This window comes from Vallitalea maricola, assembly GCF_036985595.1.
Lineage (GTDB): Bacteria > Bacillota > Clostridia > Lachnospirales > Vallitaleaceae > Vallitalea > Vallitalea maricola.
In genome coordinates this window covers 40,500-65,584 of the sequence record NZ_BTPU01000001.1, presented here as the reverse complement: position 1 = coordinate 65,584, position 25,085 = coordinate 40,500, and the positions used below count along the sequence as shown (strand labels likewise).

At 31.4% G+C, this 25,085-nt stretch carries 16 protein-coding genes and 1 pseudogene; 8 read left to right on the top strand and 9 right to left on the bottom strand.

Going from position 1 to position 25,085, the window contains the following annotated elements:
* Window positions 1–3: 3 nt before the first annotated feature.
* From AACQ14_RS00245 to AACQ14_RS00235, 3 genes are read right to left on the bottom strand one after another with little or no spacing between them, the layout of a single operon-like run.
* Window positions 4–1,143, bottom strand: a complete 1,140-nt coding sequence (locus tag AACQ14_RS00245; RefSeq protein ID WP_339361553.1) for a hypothetical protein — start codon at window positions 1,141–1,143, stop codon at window positions 4–6.
* A 47-nt stretch (window positions 1,144–1,190) separates the two neighbouring features.
* Complete coding sequence (locus tag AACQ14_RS00240) at window positions 1,191–1,862, bottom strand: SAF domain-containing protein (protein ID WP_339361552.1); 672 nt, start codon at window positions 1,860–1,862, stop codon at window positions 1,191–1,193.
* A gap of 36 nt (window positions 1,863–1,898) precedes the next feature.
* On the bottom strand, window positions 1,899–3,461 hold the full coding sequence (locus AACQ14_RS00235) for a serine/threonine-protein kinase (protein ID WP_339361551.1): 1,563 nt from the start codon (window positions 3,459–3,461) through the stop codon (window positions 1,899–1,901).
* A 489-nt stretch (window positions 3,462–3,950) separates the two neighbouring features.
* Here AACQ14_RS00235 and AACQ14_RS00230 point away from each other — a divergent pair, with 489 nt between their 5' ends.
* From AACQ14_RS00230 to AACQ14_RS00220, 3 genes are all read left to right on the top strand, one after another.
* Window positions 3,951–5,657 (top strand): S-layer homology domain-containing protein, encoded by a 1,707-nt coding sequence (locus AACQ14_RS00230; protein WP_339361550.1) that lies wholly within the window; start codon window positions 3,951–3,953, stop codon window positions 5,655–5,657.
* Window positions 5,658–5,707: 50 nt separating this feature from the next.
* Window positions 5,708–7,042 carry an S-layer homology domain-containing protein gene (locus tag AACQ14_RS00225; protein WP_339361549.1) on the top strand — a complete coding sequence of 445 codons (1,335 nt, stop codon included), beginning with the start codon at window positions 5,708–5,710 and terminating at the stop codon, window positions 7,040–7,042.
* Between the two features lie 225 nt (window positions 7,043–7,267).
* Window positions 7,268–12,523, top strand: a complete 5,256-nt coding sequence (locus AACQ14_RS00220) for an Athe_2463 domain-containing protein (protein ID WP_339361548.1) — start codon at window positions 7,268–7,270, stop codon at window positions 12,521–12,523.
* A gap of 123 nt (window positions 12,524–12,646) precedes the next feature.
* On the opposite strand, the gene AACQ14_RS00215 is transcribed toward AACQ14_RS00220, so the two are convergent.
* Entirely contained in the window at window positions 12,647–13,921 is a 1,275-nt protein-coding gene (locus AACQ14_RS00215; protein ID WP_339361547.1) for an adenylosuccinate synthase, read from the bottom strand.
* Window positions 13,922–14,691: 770 nt separating this feature from the next.
* On the opposite strand from AACQ14_RS00215, the gene AACQ14_RS00210 reads away from it, so the two are divergent.
* Window positions 14,692–15,354 (top strand): adaptor protein MecA, encoded by a 663-nt coding sequence (locus tag AACQ14_RS00210; protein WP_339361546.1) that lies wholly within the window; start codon window positions 14,692–14,694, stop codon window positions 15,352–15,354.
* A gap of 61 nt (window positions 15,355–15,415) precedes the next feature.
* Here the strand turns inward: AACQ14_RS00210 and AACQ14_RS00205 are convergent, their stop codons facing one another.
* Together AACQ14_RS00205 and AACQ14_RS00200 are read right to left on the bottom strand one after the other, a co-directional pair.
* On the bottom strand, window positions 15,416–15,622 hold the full coding sequence (locus AACQ14_RS00205; RefSeq protein WP_339361545.1) for a DUF1858 domain-containing protein: 207 nt from the start codon (window positions 15,620–15,622) through the stop codon (window positions 15,416–15,418).
* 203 nt (window positions 15,623–15,825) lie between these two features.
* Entirely contained in the window at window positions 15,826–16,539 is a 714-nt protein-coding gene (locus tag AACQ14_RS00200) for a GntR family transcriptional regulator (RefSeq protein ID WP_339361544.1), read from the bottom strand.
* A 398-nt stretch (window positions 16,540–16,937) separates the two neighbouring features.
* Between AACQ14_RS00200 and pflB the strand changes: the two genes are divergently transcribed.
* The 4 genes and pseudogenes from pflB (at window position 16,938) to AACQ14_RS00180 (ending at window position 21,760) form a co-directional block, all read left to right on the top strand.
* Window positions 16,938–19,169 (top strand): formate C-acetyltransferase, encoded by a 2,232-nt coding sequence (pflB, locus tag AACQ14_RS00195; RefSeq protein ID WP_339361543.1) that lies wholly within the window; start codon window positions 16,938–16,940, stop codon window positions 19,167–19,169.
* A 37-nt stretch (window positions 19,170–19,206) separates the two neighbouring features.
* On the top strand, window positions 19,207–19,944 hold the full coding sequence (pflA, locus tag AACQ14_RS00190; protein ID WP_339361542.1) for a pyruvate formate-lyase-activating protein: 738 nt from the start codon (window positions 19,207–19,209) through the stop codon (window positions 19,942–19,944).
* A 144-nt stretch (window positions 19,945–20,088) separates the two neighbouring features.
* The gene (locus tag AACQ14_RS00185) at window positions 20,089–20,259 is read left to right on the top strand and encodes a DUF362 domain-containing protein (protein ID WP_293755715.1); all 171 of its coding nucleotides are present in this window, start codon (window positions 20,089–20,091) and stop codon (window positions 20,257–20,259) included.
* An 83-nt stretch (window positions 20,260–20,342) separates the two neighbouring features.
* Window positions 20,343–21,760, top strand: a pseudogene (locus AACQ14_RS00180) (IS3 family transposase).
* 96 nt (window positions 21,761–21,856) lie between these two features.
* On the opposite strand, the gene AACQ14_RS00175 reads toward AACQ14_RS00180, so the two are convergent.
* The 3 genes from AACQ14_RS00175 to AACQ14_RS00165 all read right to left on the bottom strand — a co-directional run bounded on the left by AACQ14_RS00175 (window position 21,857) and on the right by AACQ14_RS00165 (window position 24,915).
* The gene (locus AACQ14_RS00175) at window positions 21,857–22,435 is read right to left on the bottom strand and encodes a MerR family transcriptional regulator (RefSeq protein WP_339361541.1); all 579 of its coding nucleotides are present in this window, start codon (window positions 22,433–22,435) and stop codon (window positions 21,857–21,859) included.
* Between the two features lie 169 nt (window positions 22,436–22,604).
* Complete coding sequence (locus tag AACQ14_RS00170; protein ID WP_339361540.1) at window positions 22,605–23,081, bottom strand: flagellar export chaperone FliS; 477 nt, start codon at window positions 23,079–23,081, stop codon at window positions 22,605–22,607.
* Between the two features lie 52 nt (window positions 23,082–23,133).
* On the bottom strand, window positions 23,134–24,915 hold the full coding sequence (locus AACQ14_RS00165) for a flagellin N-terminal helical domain-containing protein (RefSeq protein ID WP_339361539.1): 1,782 nt from the start codon (window positions 24,913–24,915) through the stop codon (window positions 23,134–23,136).
* Window positions 24,916–25,085: the final 170 nt, after the last annotated feature.

Below are 25,085 nucleotides of genomic sequence, written 5' to 3'. Positions count from 1 at the left end.
ATGTTATCCCACTCCTTGCATGCCAAGCCATTTTCTTTTTCTAGGAGTTTCCTTTTTACTTAGATTAAGCTGTTCTATAATGATATCAGCCAATTTATTAAAATCTTTGTTGACTTCTTTATCATTATAATGAATCAGAGCTTTCTTATCATTTTCAGCTTGCAAAGCATACTTAGAGAACTCAATCTTCGACAGATAAGGGTGTCCATATGCTTTTGCAACATCGTAAGTAGTTAATAATGAGCCATCAGCCATATGTTTATTCACTATGACTTGGAAATCATCTAGGGATAATCTATCCAGAATAGGCTTCTTTTCCATATATCTCCTTAGACTGTTAGCCTGCTGGGTGGTCACTAGATACCTATGATTAGTAGAAGTTAGTGCCGTTATAGGCATGGCTCTATCTATGCAGCTACCTGCATCAACCACTACAAGGTCACATGCTAATGATAATATATTAAGTAGGTAGGAAATATTTTCTGGCTGGTATTCTTTTCTATACAGTATGGATTTAGTTCCTTCTATAATATATAAGTTATCTTTTACTTTTTCAGCAATATCAAATATCTCATCTACTGTTGCCAATTCTGATATCAATTTTATCTTAATGGTATCTATATTATTTCTGAAATTAATATTTATGTAATCAGTTCCTGCTTCTCCATCAAGAAATATGAGGCAAACTCTTGCATAGGATTTATCTATTATCTTTTCGGCTATGCTTTGAGCTATTTGAGTTGTTCCTACTTTTGAATCAGCACCAAAAAAGGTAACTATATTCTTATTAACAGTGAATCTATATTTTTTAATTACTTCCGAACAAACATATTCAACTATATTCTCATCTGTCATATAAGGCTGAATAAGTTTTATATCATTGGATTCTAAAATGCTTTTTGTTGAAAACTTGAAGTTGTCATTTGATACTTGATAGAAAATATATTTTGAAGATATATTATCTCTTTTTTCTAATAGATCATTTACACCTATTATTCTATCGTCTATGATAACAATATCTTCCTTTATCCCATCTAAAGATATACTCCTAGTTACTTCTTCAAAGTAATTGACATTATATAATTTTCTTCTTAGATTCTCGTTGTTGGATATTAAATGTATTCTGTAGTTGTTAGTAGCCATAGCTGCCTCCCATTTTATGTAACACATTAGAGATTGAACAATCTAATCTACTGGTACATAATAATGAATACTTTATCATTATTAACTGAATCCCTTAATAGATTAACTGTTTCTAAATCAGTAATTATTTCTATCTCGTTGATTTTACTTGACCCATTATATCTTTCTTCATCACTAAGAGTGATAACCTCTCTGTTAGCACTATCTTTTACATATGCAACCGTAGCATTTGTTATAGGGTCTTTTTCTAAAGCTTTTTTATTATTTATTGCTATTTCTCCTTCAGTGGAGTTATAATTCTCAGTCCCTTTACTTACTTCGTAAAAATAAATCTCATCTCCCCTTCTAAGGGAATCTGGAAAAGCTTTTATCCATTCTAATGGAATCTTAAATATGTATTCATCTTCATCAAGAACCAAGTTAGGGTTTTCAAAATATTTTTCTACTAGTTGAACTCCTTTTGGAATATAGTTGTTTGCTGCTTTTCCTATTATTTTATTGGGGTCTAAGATAACTTTGTCGATTAGAGTACTTTCTTCTCTCTTTTGAATCTGAACCATATCTTTTGTTATTACTTCATTCTTATTCACATCTTTGGTAAGAACTACTATATCTTTGAATAACAGACTTTCTCTACCATACACCTCCCAATAGAATATAGAGCCAATGGCGATTACGATTAAAATAATCCCCACTAAACCTTTCATAAAGTTTTTCATTTCCGTCCTCCTTCTAGTAAAATCTTAAGTTAATAACTACCCAAATAATTTTCTTCTATGTTTTTTATTATTGAGTTCTTTTGGTAACAGTTCACTATATACTGATACGAATTCATCATCAAATATACTTTTGAGTTTTTTCTCTTGATATGGAAACTTCTTTTTATATGCACTTTTATACATTAATTCTGCTGGTAACCTAGGTATTGTTACATTAGGTTTTATGCCAAGATAGTTATTAAGACTTCTTCTGTTAATACCAGCATTGTCATTATTAAGAACGTACCTGATGTTATTACCCTTTCTATTATGAGTCTCTATCTTTTCCAGTACACCATAGTTAGCCATCAAATCTGGTGGCATAGCATCATATATGACATATATCAAATCAAATTCCGGTAGAAGACTTTCTATTTTGTCATAGTTATGACCTATATCAACTATGGAAATCAAAGATTCTTTTGCTGAATATATCAACTTCATGGTTTTATTATCGTCCCAATTATCTATCTTACCTCTAGTAGGATCCCTTACAAGATACATGATATTGTTGATAGTTGTTATCCTATCCCTCTGAACATTTTTATTGTTATTAATTTCGTTGAGAATAGAATAATATGTTAATTCACTATAATTAGAAATTCCTACCATATCATAGATATAAGGGTTATCATAGGGTAATTCTATTAGTGATATAAGGAGATTTTTATCCCCTAATGCTGCTGCTAGATTAGTTGCAAAAAAAGTTGATCCTGCTCTTTTTGTTAGTGCCATAACTCCTATAGTCTTCTGTTTAATAACTGAATATACCCTTTGTACCTGTGATTTCTTTGTATCTATCATCTGAATTAATTCTTCTTTTATCTCAGTGACAGATTGATATCTTTCATCTGGCTGTATCCTTATACATTTTTCAATTATATTTTCTAATGAATCTGAATAATTACCGTATTCTTCTAGAGATAAAACTTTATAGGGTGAAGATAGGTTATTGCCAGATATTAGATAATATAACGTTACGCCAAAACTATAGATATCAGTTCTAATGTCACTTTGCCCCAATCCATATTGTTCTGGTGCTGCATAGCCCCTGGTACCTATTAATACCGTATCTGTATTAGAGCTGTATTTATATTCTCTAGCTATTCCAAAATCAACAAATTTTATTTTGTTTCCTTCAGTAAGCATTATATTACCTGGTTTCATATCTCGATATATTATTGGGTATGGTTTCCTTGAATGTAGATACTCCAGTACATAACACATCTGGACAGCAAAATCGACAATAATATTTTCATTAATGTCTCCATTCTGATTTTTATATTCTTGCAGATTAATACCCTCTACATATTCTTCAATAATATATAGATACTCTGTATCTTCCTCTATATCTACTATTTGTGGAATTAATGGATGATTTAGATCTTTTAATATGCTTGGTTCAGCTAATAAATTAATGGGACTACCACTTTTTTTGATTCTTTTAATAGCCCATCTATTACCAAGCTTAATGTTCTCTGCCAAGAAAACATTACTCATGCCGCCTTTACCAATTTCTTTAATCACACGGTACTTGTCAAAATAGATTCTTCCTACCATATAATTTACCTGCCTTATCTTAAAGATAATTGATTAATAGACACAATATTAAAATATAATAGATTTGCAACGACATTATTACTAATAAATAAAATATTCCCCTCTATGACATTTATGTATTTTATTTATTTTATTAGTTATATTTATTGTACTAATTAAATTAATTGTATTTCTTTGTATTCTTTTGTAACATACTGGTATTATATATCAGATTATGTAGTTTTGCAATATATTTTTAGTGTTTTTTAAATAATAATGTATTTTTTCGCCTTTTTACTACTTTTTGTACATTGCAATATGATTTTATTAACCTAATTCTAAAAATTTTAAAATATTTCATTGAAAAGATTTGTTAGATATATTAAAATAACAGTACATTATGTCTAATAATGATGAATAACATAAAAAATTGCAAGTTTATAATTAATAGGATTAATCAATAAGAAGTTAATTAAGGAGTAAATAAAAAAATGATAAAGGATGAAGGATATGAAAAAAACGGTATTGTTCATTACATTAATATTTATGCTTGTTAACACTACATATGTAAATGCAACCATATTTTTTACTGATGTAGCTAAAGATTATTGGGCTAAAGATAGTATTGAAAAATTAGTGGAAACAGGTATTGTAAATGGCTTCAAAGACGGAACTTTCAGACCAAAGGATAATATAAATGTTGATGCTTTTATTAAACTTACTGTTACTGCTATTGGTTTTACAAATATTAAAAATGCTGATGGTTATTGGGCAACAAATTATATAAACAAAGCATTAGAATTATCCATTATTGATAAGGGACAATTTGACACTTATGAGCGGAGTATAACAAGGGAAGAAATGGCTAGCATTACAATCAAGGCACTTGGATACGTTGAAGACAAAGATGATATTCAAAATGATTTTGTCTTTATAAAAAATAATATTCGTGACTTTTATAATATAGCTGATAAGTATTTACAGGATGTAGTAGAAAGTTATTATTATGGATTAGTAACTGGAAAATCGAGTGGATTTGACCCTAAAAGCAATGCTACCAGAGCTGATGCTGTTACGGTAATTTTACGGTTATTGGATAAGGATTATCGTAAACCGATTATTATACCGCCAGTGATTACTGAAAGTGATATTAAGAAAGATGAAAACAATAGAATGTATTTTGATTTCGGTAGATACAATAATTATAAAAATAGTAAAAAGGGTAAAAAAGGTGTCTGTAGAATATCAGAATGTCCTAATGGTGAAATTACAGCATTACAACTATTGTATGCTATGGATAAAGTTTATCAGAAAAATAATGGTTATGTATATCTCCAACAATTAGGAAAAGATTCACATCCTATTGGAATCAAGTATAATTGTATTGATAAAATTGAAAACTCTTATGAACTTGTGGATCTGGTTAATAATTCAGAAGTTGAGTTTTGTATAAAACACAGCAAACATGATACTATCAGTTCTTACAATATTTCTTTGAATCATACAACACACCATATGTCTTACATGGATAGATATTATAAATATCAAGAAATGTTTGATACCATACTTTTATATCTATATGATAATAATTTTCCTGTAATAAAAGAAAAGTTTCTTGAGATATTGACCTATGCAGATAACATGGATGTAGATAAATACAGCTATATCATTAATCTAAATAATAGGGAAATGTACGTTGTGATTGATAAAGAGCAAAGTGTGTCCATTGATGTAACAATTAAAGGTGGAAACATAGAGCATATAGAGAAAAATGAATCATCTAATGATGAACAAATAAGTGAATCTGCACCTTGTTTTTCTTTGAAAGACATTAATGGTAAGATTCATAATCTAAAAGATTATAAGGGTAAAAAAGTTTTTATTCAGTTTTGGTCATCTTGGTGTTCCCACTGTGTAAATGGACTTGATGAAATAGATTCATTATCGGAAAAAGAAAGTAATTTTGTGGTACTAACTATAGTTTCGCCAGGCTATAAAGGGGAAAAGAGTGAAGAAGACTTTATATCTTGGTTTGATAATTTAGATTATAAAAATATAACTGTTCTTCTTGATGAAAATGGGAAAATTGTTAAATCGTGTGATGTAACAGCTTATCCAACTTCAGTTTATATCAATAAAGATGGTTTAATAGTAAAAAGGGTTTTAGGACATGAAACGAACTCTAATATTATAAAAGAGTTTAGTAATATGGAGTAAACAATAGATAATTATATTAAAAAAATCAAACATACAAAGGATGATAATTTATGAAAAAAGTAATATTAGTACTTACTATGGCACTTATGATCTCAAACACTACGTGTGTAAAAGCAGTAGATGATGTTTATTTTAATGATGTACTTAATAGTCATTGGGCTAAGGATAATATTGAAAAATTAGTTGGATTAGGTATTGTTGATGGGTATGAAGATAGTTCATTTAAACCAGATAAGAATATTAATGTTGATGCTTTTATCAAACTTGTTGTGACTGGTTTAGGTTATACGGATATTAAGAATGCAGAAGGTTATTGGGCTACTAATTATATAAATAAGGCATTGGAGTTATCTATTGTTCAGGATGGACAATTTGATAGATATAATAGAATTATTAGTCGTGAGGAAATGGCGAGTATTACTACTAGGGCGCTTGGACAGATTGAAGATATGGAGAATGAAAACAAAGAGCAAAACTTGGATTTTATAAAAAGTTGTATTCTTGACTTTAATATTATTGAAAGTAAATATCAGAAAAACGTTGTAGACTGTTATAGCATTGGTCTAATTACTGGTAAGCCTGATGGTTTTGACCCTAAGGGTAATGCTACTAGAGCTGAAGCTGTTACGGTAATAGTAAGATTATTAGATAAATCTTATAGAAAGCCTATATTTATTCCACCAATGATTACAGAAAATGATATTATGAAAGATGCTGATGGAAAGATGTACTTTGATGTAATACGTTATAGAGATTATAAAAATCAAGATGAACGTATAGCTACAGAGGTAAAGCATAAGTATAGAGTCTATGAATGTCCTACTGGAGAGGTTACAGCTTTACAGCTATTGTATGCAATGGATAAGGTATATCAGGATAATACAGGGTATGTACATTTAGCTCAATCGGGCAAAAATGAACACCCATTAGGTATTATTTATGATTGCGTAGATACTGTTGATAGAACAGTAGACGATTACGATATAGACATTATAGAAAATAAAGAAGTTGGTTTTTGTGTCAAACATAGTAAACATAAGACCCCTAGTGCTTACGGTATTTCACTATATTACAAAATACATGACATGACCTACATGGAACGCTTTACTAAATATGAAAAAATGTTTGATACAATGATTTATTACTTGTACGAAAACAACTTTCAAGTCATGAAAGACACCATAAAAGAAATATTACAAATAGCTGAAAATATGGACGTGGATAGATACCGTTACACCATAAAGATGAATGATAGAGAAATGTACATTGAAGTTGACAAAGACCATAGAATATCCTTTGATATTACAATTAAAGGTGGAAAAGTTGAGCATTTCTATCCTGTAGAGGAAAATGCACCTGATTTTTTAAAAAAATGGAATAAATAGCATCTAAACTCTCATTCTAAGATATAAACGGAAAGTATATAATTTAGATGATTTTAAAGGTAAAAAACTTTATATAATGTATTGGTCTTTATGGTGTCTACATTATGTTAATGAACTTGATAAAACCAATGAATTATCTATGCAAGTTATAAATTTGAAGTATTAACTATTGTATCACCAAGTTTCAAACTAAAGAATTGAAAGCTATAAATAGAGGTGAAGAAATTGAAAAATACATTCAGAAAATTAGGCTTAATGATGTTTATATTTAGTATCTTATTTACAAGTATTAGATATAAAACGTTCGCTATAGCGAACAGCAACCCATTGAGTTATGAGTATATGTCGGGGCAAATACCCTTTGAAACCCTATCTTTGCCACCTGATTATAAAAATAAGCCTTATATAAAAATCAATATAAGTGGAAAAGAAACAAAGCTATGGTTTAATACAGAATTATGGGTTGACAAAAATATTGGTGTTTATGGTCACTATGGTTATGTACCAGATAATGATTTTAAGAATTACACCGAAAACCCCGATCCAAGTATTACAACACCTTACTATACAAGGGACGGAATAAAAGGAGAGTACCGTTATCATGGATACACTGTAGATGGAATCCGTCACACAAACAAGTCCTTTCCAGTAGATGAAGCTAGTACCCGAAAAGCAGAGCAAAAGACATGGCAGTATCATTACTGGGCGAATCCTATCTTAGCCAAAAAACAAGATGGCGAGATAAGTGGTTGGAATGATGAAGCTATCAGTAATAATAGGCAAGAAATCCAAGAATGGATTAATGAGGGACTCCCTTTTGAAATTAAGAACGGTAGCAACCCATCAAGTCAAAATGCCTATGATTACGCTAACGTGCTTACACCTTCCACCTTGTATAGCTATGGCGAAGCCAAAATGTGGCACAAAAACCGTACTGGTTATTGGTATCAGACATTCACCCTTAAAAAGCGTACAGGACGTAAGCAGACCCCTGTTACGCTAGATATTAACATACTTAATAAAGGAAAGTACATCATTAATCCTGGAGAAGATGAGGTCAAGGTGAATGTTGATGTAACAATAACCTTACAAGATGAAGCTTATTACAATAACGTTATTGAGCGTGAAATATATTATACTCGTAGGGATATTAGTCACTACAATTTGCAATTAAATGACACTACATATACATTTGACGGAAACAGTGCTACCAACACCTATAAGGGTACTGTTTCCCTTGATATACCACGTAATATAATTTCAGATAACGGAAACTATACGGTTAGTGGAATAGCAAGTGTTTCTTATGGGAAACCACAATCAGACAATGCTTATGATGATGATACCGACAAAGTTAATAAGAGAAAGCTTGATAAATTCGTAATCCCGTTCAATAAAAGTGATGATTTAGTATGTAAATTCAGTGTAGCATCAGTGGTTAATTGGAATGATACCACCCCTTTAAAAGCTGATAACTTCAAATACCAGGACTTATCAGTAGGTGACATTAAAAAATACAAATTTGAACTTACTGGAGAAGATGGAGCAAAAGTTGTAAAAGAATATAATAATTCTTCTATAGACAATCAAACAATAAATAATCTGTTATATAATATGGCAAAAGATAAAAACAAAGAAAAATATAAAATACATGTAAAACAAACTGTATATGATAGTAAAAGAAGTGCTGAATATGATAAAAATGTGTATGTAATGAAGGCATACACACCCCAAAAGACCGTTGAAATTGATGTAGAGTTACCAAGAAAGGTTTTTGATATTGAACCATATGGTGCAACCATAGGTGATATGAAAGCAGAAGATATTAACTTATTGAAGGTGACTATAGATGGTACACCAATAAATGTATCTGTAAATGATTTTTTCAATGGTGGTTTTACTTTTGGTGCAATAGAGAGTGATAATAATACAGAAGTTCACTTCATAGAGGTAGCTGCAACTAGTTCAGATGATGTTGAAAGTCATGTTCAGAAGTGGGTAACAGTATATAATACTAAACCAAAAGCACAGCTTACATTACAAGGAACACAGAAAGAAAATCGTAAATTTGGAGTACTTAATACATCTGATACTGCTAACGACCCTTACTTGTTGCAACACTATCCTACAAGCTATACATACGAGATAACAGCCTTGAACGGTAGTGATATGAATAAGTTAAATTATGAACGGCAAGAAGAAAATCACATATTTCAAAGTTCTAGGGAAGGTATTTATCAGATTAGTTGTACAGCTACCAATAGGTCAGGTAGAAGCAGTACCTATAATCTTCCTTTGGTTGTGACGAAAGACCATAAACCAGCTATGAATTTTGATATATGGAATAATTATCTATCAAGAAGTGAAGCTTTATCAATGGAGTTTGGTGCTGAATCTATAGATGGGGATACCATAATTAACAAGCAAATTAAGATTTTAAAAGACCAAGACAAAGATGGTACTTATGAAAAAGAGGTACTTAATACAACTTTAACAGATGATTTTAGTTATACACCAACAGAGCTTGGACACTACAGAGCTATTATAACAGCTGAAGAAAGCTTCGGAGAGGAAACCTTAATTAAATGGTTAGATGGTACAGAAAAAAGAACTAATGAAGTTATAAGAGACTTTTTTGTGGAGAATCTAAGACCTTTAACCGAAGTTCATTTAGATATACCTTATAACTTCCCACAAGTAGACGTTATTATCTCCTTAGACAAGAATCTTACAGACAGCAAAAAGGCTGATATTAAAAGCAAGAGGATAGATTATAACAATTACTTACGTTCCCAAGGTATTAACCCTATTATTAAGATATGGGATATGAAATGTTATGAATATTCTACTCCTGCCAGTACAAGTAAAAATACTGGAAGTACATACCCTCAAAATTCTATACCATACTCTAGTAGTGGCTATTCAGGAACACTAAATCAAACTAATGTAGTTAACAACTGGTACTGGCATGATTTTGGTTATTATACTACAGAGGAAGAATGCCATACGGTTACTGAACGATATAAATATTATCACTGTGATTACTATTCTTATGAAGAACTAGTAGAAATGTATGGTGCTTGGGATTGTGGAAACTATGAATTTCGTACACGTACGAAAAATGTTTGCAGCAGCGTTGATGTATGGCATTCTGATAATAGAAAAGTTAATAATTATACTGGATATTACAGCGGTAATATCTACAAGTATGTTCGTCAAAAACCACCTGTTGAAAATTTTAGGAGTGAAGCCGACAAGTATATCATTTATGTATCAGAAAATGGCATTAATACAACTCCACCATCTGAACATAAAAACAGATTAACACCAATTAAGGAATTTGAGGACTTGGCTAAAGAGCATGATTTCAATGTAACACTTATAGGTAATAATAGCATAAAGAGCCAGTACAGCTTATATAATCATTACTATAGTGCTGATGATATTTTAGGTAGCATTAATAACGTCTTAGATGATATTATTGAAGATAATCCTTTTTCTTCTGATTATTTAGTGGAACTAGGAAGCAGTGTCAACATTGAAACGGTAGAATTAGAAACAGAAGAGGACGAGTTAAAAGAAAACGGATTCCAATACATCCATAATCCAAACTACTATGATAACTCCCTAGGAATGTTCAGTTACGGTAAATCACAATACAATGAAGATGAAGAATGGATAGCAACCAAACCAACTATCCTTGATAAAACTGGACGATTAGATATTTATCATAGGGTAAAGGACAGTATCACTGGTTATGAGGATGATGAATTATATTCCAATGTATTCATGACTTCAATCAATATCCACCGTAAACCCATTGCACAGTTTAACTTAGATTGGATATACAATCCGGCTACTAAAGTATATGAAACAACATGGGAAGACGGGTCGTATGACCTAGACCATCAATACAGCCATCCACAAAAAGGTATCATAGAACGTAAAATTGTATATTGGGACAAAACACGTCCTATAGAAAAATATTACAAAATCCCTGATAATCTGAAACCAGGGGCAACATATACTGTTGAATACATTGTAAAAGACTTAGAAAACACATGGAGTTTACCATGTATAAAAGAATTTACTTTACCAACAGCTCCACCACCACAGATATTAGATGCAAAATTAAAAACTGCTCTAGATAAATTTAGTCTGAACAGTATACCTGCATCGGAAAATCTCTTAGCATATGATATAAAGACTAGATTTCCATATAGTCATCATATAGAAATGGCTATGTACAATGGAAACACAATCAAAACACCAAACAAAACCATTACATCATATGCAATTAAAAATGGTCAAAATTATAATTGGAATGATGTCATTTATAATATTCCTTCAACATTACCCGACGGTTATTATCTATTTAAACTTTTTGCCGTTGATAGCAATAATAGTAATAATAAAAGGAGTAAGGATTTTACTGTAAGAGTGGAAACTCCTGTAGATTTAGAGGGAACAATTCAAAAAGATAAAATTACCTATGACAGGGAAACTTTAATAGAAGCTAGTACCTCTAAATATGTAAATACCGTCACTATCACCCTATTTAAGGATACCATATATGAACGCACAAGAAATTTATCCTGTATCAAAACAGAAGGTGACAAGAAATATTGGTCTTTAACTTATAAAGAAGAAAGAAAATATATAGAAGATGATTTTTATACAGCTAGATTTACAGCTAGAACCCCAAACAATAATCAGGAAACCCAAGATAATATTTTTGAATTTACTCATAATACACCACCTACAGTAATTATTCAATCTACTGAACCAAGTTATATATACGAAGGAGATAATGTCTGCGCTAATATTATAGTTAATGATATTGATTTGGATACTTTAACACTTGATATTGATTTATACAAGGATAGCAACAAACTTATCAGCAAAAGAGTAATATCAAATCCCGAAGGCACAACTTATGATTTAATCAAACAGAATCTAATGAATAATATAGAGTCCGGTGATTATGAGATAAGAGTACATATAGATGATGGTAACGGAGGCGTAGCAAATGCTAATATGTTATTTAAAGTATATGAATTAACTATTGATGGCTATGTGAATCATACTCCTAAATGGGATGAGAATAGACTCAAATACAATAGAGCAATATCAAAAACTGATGATAGTCCTAGGGACAGTGATACATATTGGTCAGGAGAACGTTTTATTGTAAGTGCTGATACAACTGAAATTGATGCGGACAGTAATGTTGTTGCAGGTAATGTGGAAACTGAAATTCTAGATACAGCTTATGATACGAACCTAGAATCAGCCAATAAAACCAACTGGCATGGGGAACTATGGGATAATTCCATGATTAATAAATGGGGTAACGATACAGCCGTTTACATTACTTTTAGATTTACCGTTAACTACAGTAATGGTACTGTCAAAACAGATGATGTAAAAGTAAAAATTGATAATATAGATTCTTATTATCGATATCACAGAAAATGGTAATAAATATTTTACATTCATATTTTATTATAATAATTTAATTGCACAAATAAATTTAGGCAGGAAATACTTACAAATTAAGTATCTCCTGCCTAATATAATGGGATTGTTATAGCAATATTGCAATTAATCTACATAAATATTTTGATCTCTGTTAGGTCCTACCCCAACCATAGTTACCTTAGCACCACATAATTCTTCTACTCTCTTAACATAAGCTTTTGCAGTTTCTGGTAACTCATTATATGAACGAATGTTAGTGATATCTCCCCAACCATCCATTTCTTCATACACTGGTTCACATTTAGCTAAATCTTCAAGACTTGCTGGGAATTCTTTTACTAATTCGCCATCTTTTTTATAAGCAACACAAATCTTAACTTTATCTATGTTAGCTAATACATCAATTTTATTAAGGGCTATAGCTGTAAGACCGCTTGTTCTAACTGCGAATTTACCAATTACAGCATCAAACCATCCAGTTCTTCTAGGTCTTCCTGTAGTTGTACCAAATTCATGTCCAACATTTCTGATCTGCTCTCCCATTTCATCAAATAACTCTGTTGGGAAAGGTCCTTTTCCTACTCTTGTAACATACCCTTTCATAACTCCAATACAATCGTCAATCAAAGTAGGTCCAACTCCTGCTCCTACACAAACACCACCAGTAACTGGGTGTGATGAAGTAACATATGGATATGTTCCAAGGTCTATATCAAGCAATGTACCTTGAGCACCTTCGAATAATACTTTCTTACCTTCTTTTATTGCATCATATACGATAACTGTAGTATCTGCAAAATATGGTTCAAGTTGTTTTAAATAACCTCTGTATTCTTCTAAAACTTCATCTGCATCAAATTGAATGTCACTGTTATATACATTTTTGATAATAGAATTCTTTAATTCTACATTTTCTCTAACTCTTGCTTCAAATACTTCTGGATTAAGGTAATCGCACATTCTGATACCTGAACGTTCTGCTTTATCCATATAACATGGTCCAATACCTTTTTTGGTAGTTCCAATGTCACTATTACCTCTATACTCTTCTTTGATACCATCAAGAGTTTTATGATAAGGCATTACTATATGAGCTCTAAGACTTATTCTTAAATTTTCAGTAGAAATACCTTTGTTATGTAATAGTGCTATTTCTTCTAGAATTCCTTTTGGGTCAATAACAACACCATTACCAACAACACATTTAGTTCCTGGGTATAGAATACCTGATGGCACTAAATGAAATTTATAAACTTCTCCATTAACTGTAACTGTATGACCTGCATTGTTTCCACCTTGAGAACGTACTACTACATCTGATTGTTCTGATAGAATATCAATGATTTTAGCCTTTCCTTCATCGCCCCATTGGGCTCCTATAATTACTTTTGCTGACATATTTATTTCCCCTTTCTAGAGAGAATTGTTGTTGCAGCAATGACACTTGATACAGAAACTCAAACAAAATTTCTTGTTACTCCTAACCGTCACCAGCTGCAAAAAGATTATTGATACCAGTTTCTAAATTATTAGTTAACTCTATACGTGATAAAATTTCAATTCCATCCCGTATAAAAAATCTATATGGAAGTACCAGATTAAAATTACCTGGTACGGCATCTTATAATTCAATCACATTATATCTATTATTACCCATACTATTACCTTCTATAAAATATTTTCAATAACACATACAAGAAAAGAGGCTATGCCTCGACTTCCGTAGGAAGTTTCAGTCGTTAAAAAAGTTTCCTTGACGCATATGAAAATGGTTCTGTTTCATATACTTAATAGAAGGAATTTTCTATAACTAATTTATAGGGATAAATAAACATAATCCTTTAAAATTTTAACAGAAAAAGAAAATAAAATCAATAGTTTTACGAACATTTATTAATTTTTTTAAAAAAACATTCGTTTATAAAATGACAGCAATATCCTCTTTACATTTTACCCCACTTTCTATTATACTATACATAAGAGATAATATGTGATTTGAATAAGAAATCTCAAATTGTAACTTTCTTTTTTAATATGTAGGCAGGCAATTAATATATATTGGGTTTTATAACTATCGGATTCATGAAATTCAATATATAAATGATTAAATGATATATGCTAGGTTAAAACTTAAGCATATATAGGTCAAGTATTAAGGAAGTGATAATATGAAAATTGAAAAGATAAGTAATGCTCAGATTAGATGTACTTTAAATAAAACAGATTTGACAAAAAGACAGATAAAGATCAGCGAACTTGCATATGGAACCGAGAAGACACAAGAATTATTTAAAGATATGATGGCACAAGCTTCTGTTGAATTTGGTTTTGAAGCAGATAATGTACCTTTAATGATTGAGGCAATACCCCTTTCAAAAGAAAGTATAATGTTAATAATTACTAAAGTTGATAATCCTGAAGAATTAGATGATAAATTGGCTTCTATTCCTCAGCAGAACATACGTAATTTTAAGAAAAAAGAAGTTGCAGATAATAACGACCAGACAGTGAACAAAGAAATCAATGTTACTCTCAATACAAAACAGATTATTTATTCCTTTAAATCTCTTGACGAAGTGATTAAAGTAGCCCAAATTATAAGTCCACTTTATAATGGTCTTAATTCATTATATAAAGATGAAACCATAAATGAGTATTATCTTGTTATCCACAAATCAGATAATGAGAATGATGCATTTATAGGTCTTAATGGTTTCTTATCAGAATATGGGAACAAGGTAACAGCTACCAATATAATGGAGACATTTTATGAAGAACATCATGAAATTATCATAAAAAATAATGCAATTCAAATATTATCTAATTTATAAACAAAAATAAGGTACCCCTACTAATACGTATAAGGGTACCTAAATTTATATCTATCTTTATTTACTCTTTAGATTCTAAAAAAGTGTTGATCTTGTTAATTAATTCATCTACATCCATCCCGTGTACAAATGCTGCTTCTTCTAATGTTTCCCCTTGAGCAGATGGGCAGCCAATACAATGCATACCTGCTTCCATTAAAATAGGAATGATATTTTGATCTACTGCAATAATATCAGCGATTATCATGTCTTTAGTTACTTTTGCCATAGCATTTACCTCCTTTTAATAGTATTAGTCGTTATAAACGTCTAATCTGAAGTATTTTGTTGCTAAAAATTTGAAGTACAATATCAAATTTTAATTCATTATAATATAAATCCTAATTATTTACAATAAAATTATTGTAATTAAACCAACTTTTCCACATATTTTCTTAATACAATAACTAAAAATATTTTAGTCCTTTCAATTTATGTTCTTCTAAAAATGTCAACACGATATTTATATAAGTCTGGTCTATAATAAGATTCTTCATAGAATAATTTTTCCCCATTACTTGTATAGCTTATGCCTGTTATTTTTAACAATGCTCTAGCTTTTTTCATGTTGAATACTTTCATCATTATATTATTAGCAATACAAGCATCAATATCACAAGATATATTCTCCACTTTATATCCATAATTCTCTTCAAGTACTTCATATAAGGATTTGCTGATATCGTATTTGTGAAGTCCAAGACATCTATCTTTTTGAATATATACTGTTTCTAACGCCATAGGAAGTTCATTCCCTAACCTCAATCTTTTTAATTTGTAAAATTTTGTTTCATAGGGTACTTCCATTATATTACTGATTTCTCTAAGATTATAAACCGTTGAAAATTCAATGATATTAGTACTGGGATTAAATCCTCTTTCTCTTAAGGTATCAGTAAAGCTTTTAACATTTCTTTGGAGAAAATTAGGTGATGAAACAAAAGTACCTCTACCCTTTTCTCTATAGACAATACCCTCTTTCACCAGTTCATTGACAGCTTGCCTTGCTGTCATCCTACTTATATTATACAACTCACATAATTTTCGCTCAGATGGTATTTTTTCCCCGGACTTGAATTTTCCAGTATTGATTTTATTTTCTATATCCTTTTTGATTTTCTGATACTTAGTTTCTATTTTCTCCATTAATTTCACCTCGAATACTTCTCATGTTTAAACTATATAATACATTTTATCATTCTATTTTTTTAAGTTCAATATCTTTTATCAATATCTTTTACTAAATGATAATGATTATTTTGTAAAAATCTCTTGACGTGTATACAGTATCCATATATAATATAACTATAAATTATACATCATGTTTTACATAATATAATTTTATTAACTACTGAGTTATAAAATCACTTAAAAATGTATTTACTAATTATATGTTGCTATTCAACTTATAAAAGAAATATATTGAACTTATTTAAATGGTTGTATAGATGTTTAAGTTCAATATATATAGCTAATAATAACTATAGCAATTAATAACTTTGGTAACTGTATATTAATATAAAGCTAGAAGGAGGTCATTGACCATGAAAGATTATTGGAAAAATTTTATACCTGGAAATTGGGAAAAAAATATTGATGTAAGAGATTTTATCCAAACAAACTATAAACCATTTGACGGTGACGATTCTTTCTTAGAGGGACCTACAGCAAACACAAAAAAACTCTGGGAAGAAGTATGTGAACTAACAAAAGAAGAAAATAAAAAAGGAATCTTAGATGCAGAAACAAAAATTCCTTCATCAGTAACATCCCACGGTCCTGGTTATGTAGATAAGGCCTTAGAAAAAATTGTTGGATTTCAAACTGATAAACCTTTAAAAAGAGGTATAATGCCTAATGGTGGTATCAGAGTTGTAAGAAATGCTTTAAACGCTTATGGCTATGAACTTGACAAAGAAACTGATAAAATTTTCACAAAGTATAGAAAGACTCATAACGATGGAGTTTTTGATGCTTATACTGACAATATGCGTCAAGCAAGACATTCAGGTATTATTACAGGGTTGCCAGATGCTTACGGAAGAGGTAGAATAATTGGTGACTATAGACGTGTGGCTCTATATGGTACTGATTTTCTAATTGCTGGTAAACAAGAAGAGAAAAAGCAATTAGAAATGGATTTCATGGAACCAAATGTCATTGTTCTTAGAGAAGAAATCTCAGAACAAATCGTTGCATTGAAACAATTAAAAGAGATGGCTGCCACTTATGGACATGATATCAGCAAACCTGCTTCTAATGCGGCAGAAGCTATTCAATGGACTTATTACGGATATCTTGGAGCTATAAAAGAACAAGATGGAGCCGCAATGTCATTAGGTAGAGTTTCTACTTTTATAGACATATATATTGAGAGAGACTTAAATACAGGCGTTCTAACTGAAAAAGAAGCACAAGAATTAATGGATCAGTTTGTAATGAAGCTTAGAATGGTAAGATTTCTACGTACTCCTTCTTACAATGAATTATTCTCTGGAGACCCAACATGGGTTACAGAAGTTATTGGTGGAATGGGAATTGATGGTAGAACTCTAGTAACTAAAAACAGTTTTAGAACTCTTCATACATTAAATAATCTAGGACCAGCACCAGAACCTAACTTAACAGTTTTATGGTCTGAAAGATTACCTGAGAACTTCAAGAAATTCTGTGCAAAAGTTTCTATAGATACAAGCTCCATTCAATATGAGAACGATGATTTGATGAGAGCATGGTATGGTGATGATTACGGTATTGCTTGTTGTGTATCTGCTATGAAAATCGGTAAACAAATGCAATTCTTTGGAGCAAGAGCAAACCTTGCAAAAGCATTACTATATGCAATCAATGGTGGTAGAGATGAAAAATCTGGAGACCAAATAGGACCAGAATTCGCTCCTGTGACTTCTGAATATCTTGATTATGATGAAGTTACAAGAAAATTTGATGCTATACTTGATTGGTTAGCTCAATTATATATTAATACATTAAATATTATTCACTACATGCATGATAAATACTGCTATGAAAAATTACAAATGGCACTTCATGATAAAGATGTACTAAGAACTTCTGCATGTGGTATAGCGGGATTATCAGTTGTAGCTGACTCATTATCAGCTATAAAACACTCAAAAGTCAAAGTTATCAGAAATGAAGAAGGTCTAGCTGTAGATTACGAAGTAGAAGCTGATAGTTATCCTGCATTCGGTAATAACGATGACCGTGTTGATAATATTGCAAGTGAAATAGTTGAAAACTTTATGAACAAACTAAGAAAACATAAGACTTATAGAGATTCAGTTCCTACTATGTCCATCCTTACTATTACTTCTAATGTTGTTTATGGTAAGAAAACTGGCAGTACTCCAGACGGTAGAAAAGGTGGAGATCCATTTGCTCCAGGTGCTAACCCAATGCATGGACGTGACAAAAATGGAGCAATCGCTTCAATGTCATCAGTAGCCAAATTACCATATGAGCATTCAGAAGATGGTATTTCATATACTTTCTCAATCGTACCAAAAGCACTTGGTAAGAATGAGACAACTAGAGTAAGTAACTTAGTAGGTCTATTAGATGGTTATTTCCATGATAAAGGTCATCATATCAATGTAAACGTATTTGATAGAGAAACATTAATAGATGCTATGGATCATCCAGAAAAATATCCACAATTAACAATAAGAGTTTCTGGATACGCTGTTAACTTCATCAAATTAACAAGAGAACAACAGTTAGATGTTATTCATAGAACATTCCATGAAAGAGCGTAAAACAATGTGTTAAGCCATACCTAAGGAGGTTATTGCAATGAGTGTAATAGGGAAAATTCATTCTATTGAGACTTGTGGTACTGTAGATGGACCTGGTATAAGATTCGTGATCTTTATGCAAGGCTGCCCTTTGCGATGTAAATACTGCCATAATCCAGACACTTGGAAACTAGGTGATGGCGAAGAGAAGACTGTAGAAGAATTAATTCTAGAAATCAAGAAATATAAATCATACATGAAATTTTCAGGCGGTGGAGTCACTGTTACAGGCGGTGAACCGCTCCTTCAAGGAAAATTCGTTACAGAGCTATTCAAAAGATGTAAAGAAGAAGGAATTCACACAGCTGTTGATACCTCTGGTTATATCTTTAATGACACCACAAAAGAAGTACTGGATTATACTGATCTAGTACTTCTGGATATAAAGTGTTATGATAGTGATAGATATAAATATATTACAGGTGTGTCCCTTGACCCTACTATATCCTTTATGAATTATCTAGGTGAGCTTAATAAACCTGTTTGGATAAGGTATGTATTGGTTCCAGGACTAAGTGATAATGAAGAACATATCAAAAACTTATCTATATTTTTGAGTAATTTCAATAATATAGAAAGAATTGAACTTCTACCTTTTCATAAAATGGGTGAATTCAAATGGGAAGAACTAGGATATACTTATGAACTTGGAGACACAAAAGAGCCTACCAAGGAAGAAGTTATTAAAGCAATGAGTATTATAAAAGAACATAATCTAGGTGTTGTAACCAGTTGATTAATAACTTTTTGGTAATTTAATTAAGTAAATAAGCATTAAATTAAATTATTGTTATTTTTTAATTTAATGCTTGTATTATGGCTATTAATATATTAAAATGTAGCTGTAAGTTTTATAAATAAAATCAGGAGGTGCTTTAATATGTCATACGTAATTAATGATGAATGTATTTCATGTGGGGCTTGTGAATCAGAATGTCCAGTAGACGCTATTTCAGAAGGCGATTCAAAATATGTTATCGACGCTGATACTTGTATCGAGTGTGGCGCATGCGCAGGTGTTTGTCCAGTAGACGCTCCACAACCAGAATAATAAATAATATTAAAAAGGAGCTATATGTGAACCGACCCCAATAAGTTAGACCAAAAATCTAACTTATTGGAGGTCGGTTTTTTATGGCAAAACACAGTTATGAAACAAAGAAAAAAGTTGTACTAGCATATCTATCAGGTGAAGGTGGTGCTGGTTATATCGGAGAAAAGTATGGTGTAGCACGAGCAATGGTACAAAAATGGGTTGCAGCATATAAAGAGTTTGGTGACGAAGGGTTAAGACGTTCTAGAAAAAATGAAACATATACTTTTAAATTTAAGCTCCATGTGGTAGAGTTATACTTAACAACAGAAGTTTCTTATCAGGATTTAGCTCTATCAGTTGGAATCAATAATCCACCATTAATTACTAAATGGGTAAATGATTTTAGAATTGTAGGTCCTGATGCTTTAAGATCAAAACGAAAAGGACGAAAAAAAACAGTGAAAAAATCAAATAACTCAACACCAAATGAACAATCCGAGAAAGAATCAGTAGTTACAAGCATAGAGCATGTAAAACAACTTGAAAATGAATTACTCAAACTTAAAATAGAAAATGCCTATTTAAAAGAACTGAGGAGGCTGCGTTTAGAAGAGGAAACTCTTCTGAAAAAACAGCGAGAATTATCCACAGCCTCCGAGGAGAATTCAAACTAAAAGATATTCTCGCTGTAATGAAATTTCCAAAATCAACATATATGTATTGGTAAAAACGTTTTGATAGAGTGAATCCAGATGAGGAGCTTGGGCAAAAAATTCTAGCCATTAGAAAAGAAAACAAAGATTTTGGTTATCGAAGAATACATGGAACCTTGAGAAAACAAGGGATTACTGTAAATAAGAAATGTGTTCAAAGAATCGTTCAGAAACTAGGTATTCAAGTTTCTTCGTTTACTAGAAAAAGCCGTAAATATAGTTCATATAAAGGAAACGTTGGTAGGATTGCACCTAATAAAATTCGTAGAAGGTTTGAGACACATGTTCCACATCAAAAGATTACAACTGACACCACTGAATTTAAATACTATAACATCGATGACAAAGGCCGAATGATAATCAAGAAACTATACTTAGATCCCTTTATGGATCTGTACAATAGAGAAATAATCAGTTACGGTATTTCTATGCGTCCATCTGCACAGAGTATAATGAATGCTTTAAATGAAGCCATAGTCATTACAAGCGCTTGTAAATACAGACGAACATTTCATTCAGATCAAGGGTGGGCATATCAGATGAAGGCTTATTCTCGTATATTAGAAAAGAATAAAATCTTCCAAAGCATGTCCCGTAAAGGTAACTGTCATGATAATTCAGTAATGGAAAATTTCTTTGGTATTATGAAGCAAGAAATGTATTATGGTATGGTCTATTATAGCTATGACGAATTAGTGAAAGCTATAAAGAAGTACATAAAGTATTATAACGAGAAAAGAATTAAAGAAAAACTAAGATGGATGAGTCCTGTTGAATACAGGCTCAACCTCTTGGCTGTATAAAGAAATAGCGAAACAGTATAAACTGTTTCGCTATAAAGTCTAACTTATTGGGGTCACATCAATGTCAGCTCCTTTTTTAATATATAAAATACTACCCTACCCCTTTGATTTTTTAGATTTAAAAAATCTTCTATTTGATGAAGTTGCTGTTTCTTGCCTCATTTTTTGCATCTCTCTTATAGTTTCATCTAGCTTTTTATATCTTTTTTCTTCCTTCTCTTCACGCTCTTCCAATAGGAATCTAACTTCGCTTGATACTTCTTTTGTTAATTGTTCTTTTAATATCTGGTTATTTTCTTTTAATGTATCTTCAAGAACGCATTGGAGGAACTCTTGGAATTGCTGTACCTTACTACTTCCCGATCCCGATACTTCCATAGGAACTGCTTTAGATACTTCTTGTATTTCCTGTTTAGGGGTATCTTCCTCCTCACACAGCTTGTCCTCCTCTAGAATCCCTGGCAACATCATTTTAATAGCTTTTAATTGTAGTCCTTGTTCTTTTAGTTTTTTTACGCTCTTTAATATATTCAAGTCCTCAGCTCGAAAGTATCTATGTCCAAGTTCATTTCTAGGGATATTAAGCTCTAATTCTTCTTCCCAATATCTGAGTACATGGGGTTCTACATCTAATTGTTTTGATGCATCCGATATAATATAACGTGCTTCCGCCATGTTCCCCCTCCTATCTGTAAATTATTTCCATTTGATTACTATTATACCATATATTTACAATAGTTCAAGTCTTTTAGGTATTTTAAGAAAATAATATTAATAGGTTGAGAAAGAAAAAAAGATACTTAACTATTACGTCAGCATCTTTCTCTCTTTTATTACTTTATTTCTATGCTTTAAATCCTCTGGATTCAACTTCGTTTATTATTGTTTCATTAAGAGTACCTTTTCCATATGTAAGACCAGCATATAATTTCTGTGAATTTTTTATAAGTGATTTACTATTTTGTCCTTTTGCAGCTTCTTTGAAACCATCTAATAGTATATTAGCCAGTTTCTTAACTTCTATCAAAGGTTCTAAATTAAATTGGATTGAAGCTTCTATCATCTTTTTATTCATGTAAATATATAGTGATAATAAATACCTTGATATCTCATAGGACATATCTAGGGTATCCGTTAATTCTCTATGTAATTTGTGAACTTTGGTCATACATTGGTTAAATGTATCTTCATCCTCATTGTTAATAGCTTCAATGGATTTATCAATCTCACTCATAAATAGTTCATAGGTAATTATTAACAGCTGTTCTCTATTTGCATTAATGATTTTATTCTGATATGTTTTTACTGCATCTTCTACCATTATAACATTCCTTTCGGGATATATTATTAACTATTTGCTATAATCTATTTTCTTATCCTTGCAATAATTGTAGGATAGATTGTGGTCTTTGGTTAGCTTGTGCTAACATAGAAGTTCCTGCTTGAGCTATAACATTTCTCTGAGTGTATTGAGCCATCTCAAATGCCATATCTGCATCTTGAATACGAGACATGGCTTCTGTTATACTTTCTGAAGCTACACCTAAGTTATTAACTGTATGTTCTAATCTATTTTGATAAGCTCCAAGTTTAGCTCTAATGGATGATACTTGGCTTACCGCGTTACTAACAATGCCTATTGCAATTTGTGCACCATCAGCAGTTGAAAGATTCAGTGTATCTATACCCAATGCTTTTGGTGATAAGTTAGGTATTCTAACTTCCATAAACTGTCCTTCATTAGCTCCTATTTGAAGGTCTAGGGGACCTGCGTCTAGGACATTGATATTTGTTTGATTACAAACGGTAGCTTTGTAAGTGGCTAATGCTTTTTTTGCTTCTTGTGGAGTCAGTGGAGGTGTTATTGACGTAAGATCATTAATAATCTCTTTATCAGTTGTAGCTGGATTGGTGCTTAATCCAGTTCTAATTGTTGATGCAACATCTCCTCCTCCTACCGCAGCATCTCCTTTACCCAACACTGCGTTTTCTATTGCAGTAGCAATTGTAGCTGTACTTACACTAGTAGCTACAGCTTTAGCCTCTGATATATTTTTACCAGTAGCTAAAGCATCCATAAAAGCTTTTGTAGCATCTTCTGCTTGTTGTGTTCCCCCACCAGCAACTACCCCTGCTTTATAAGCATCATTATTTTCTACAGTACCTTCTTGAGCTTCAAATTTCATTTCAAATCCATTAGTATCAGTTACAGTGACTATGTTACCTTTCGTTGAAACAGTAGCTGTTGAAGAAAAATCACTATTTTTACTATCAATACTGGCTTCTGCATCTTTTCCCTTAACTTCTTGGGTAGATAACCCTAACTTATTCATTAGATTCATGGAACCCTGAATATTGAGTTTATAGTCTGAACCATAATAATTAGATTCAAATTTCAATGCCATATTATTTCCACCAAACTCATATTGGGCTTGTGTTGTATATGTATTATCAGTATAAGCTGTTAAATTTGCTCCAACTTTTTCTGCCAGTGCACGTAATTTATCAAAAACGATATCAGCAGTATCGGTAGCCTCAATTTTAACTTCTTCACCATTTAGACTAATCGTTCCAGCTTCGTCAATTGTTGACCCTGTTACAGTTGTAGCCCCTCCACCAATGGTTGCTTTTGTTGCATCAGATGTAATATTCAACTTGTAATCTCCCGGTTGAACAGTATCGGTTAAAGATACTATCTTAGCAATATTTTCATAGTTAGGAAATGCTCTTCTATCAATCTCTCCATTTAACAATTTTCTTTCATTAAACTCAATGTTATCAGAAATTCTCTGAATCTCTTCTTGTAGCTGTCCTACTTCTTTTTGAACAGCTCTTCTATCTTCGTCATCATATGTACCATTAGAAACTTGTACTGATAATTCTCTTATTCTTTGAAGCATTGAATGTACTTCATTGAGTGCCCCTTCAGCCGTTTGAATAAGAGATATACCGTCCATTGTATTTCTTTTTGCTTGTTCTAATCCTCTTACCTGTGTATCCATTTTTTGAGTAATAGCAAGTCCAGCTGCATCATCTGAGGAGTGGTTAATTCTAAGCCCTGATGATAACCTCTCTAATGATTTATCTAATTTGGAATTATTCATTGATAATTGATGTAAAGCTTTAAGTGCTGGTATGTTGTGATTAATTCTCATTATGACACCCCTTTTTTATTATATAAGAAAGATTTACTTTCCATTTTTCTAGAATTTTTATGGTTTTTACTGTTACTTATAATGATTAAAATACTATTTATATTTACTATACTTTATATAATTAACTCTGCCCTTTGTTTCATTGTTCTAATTTGACTACATATATTTTA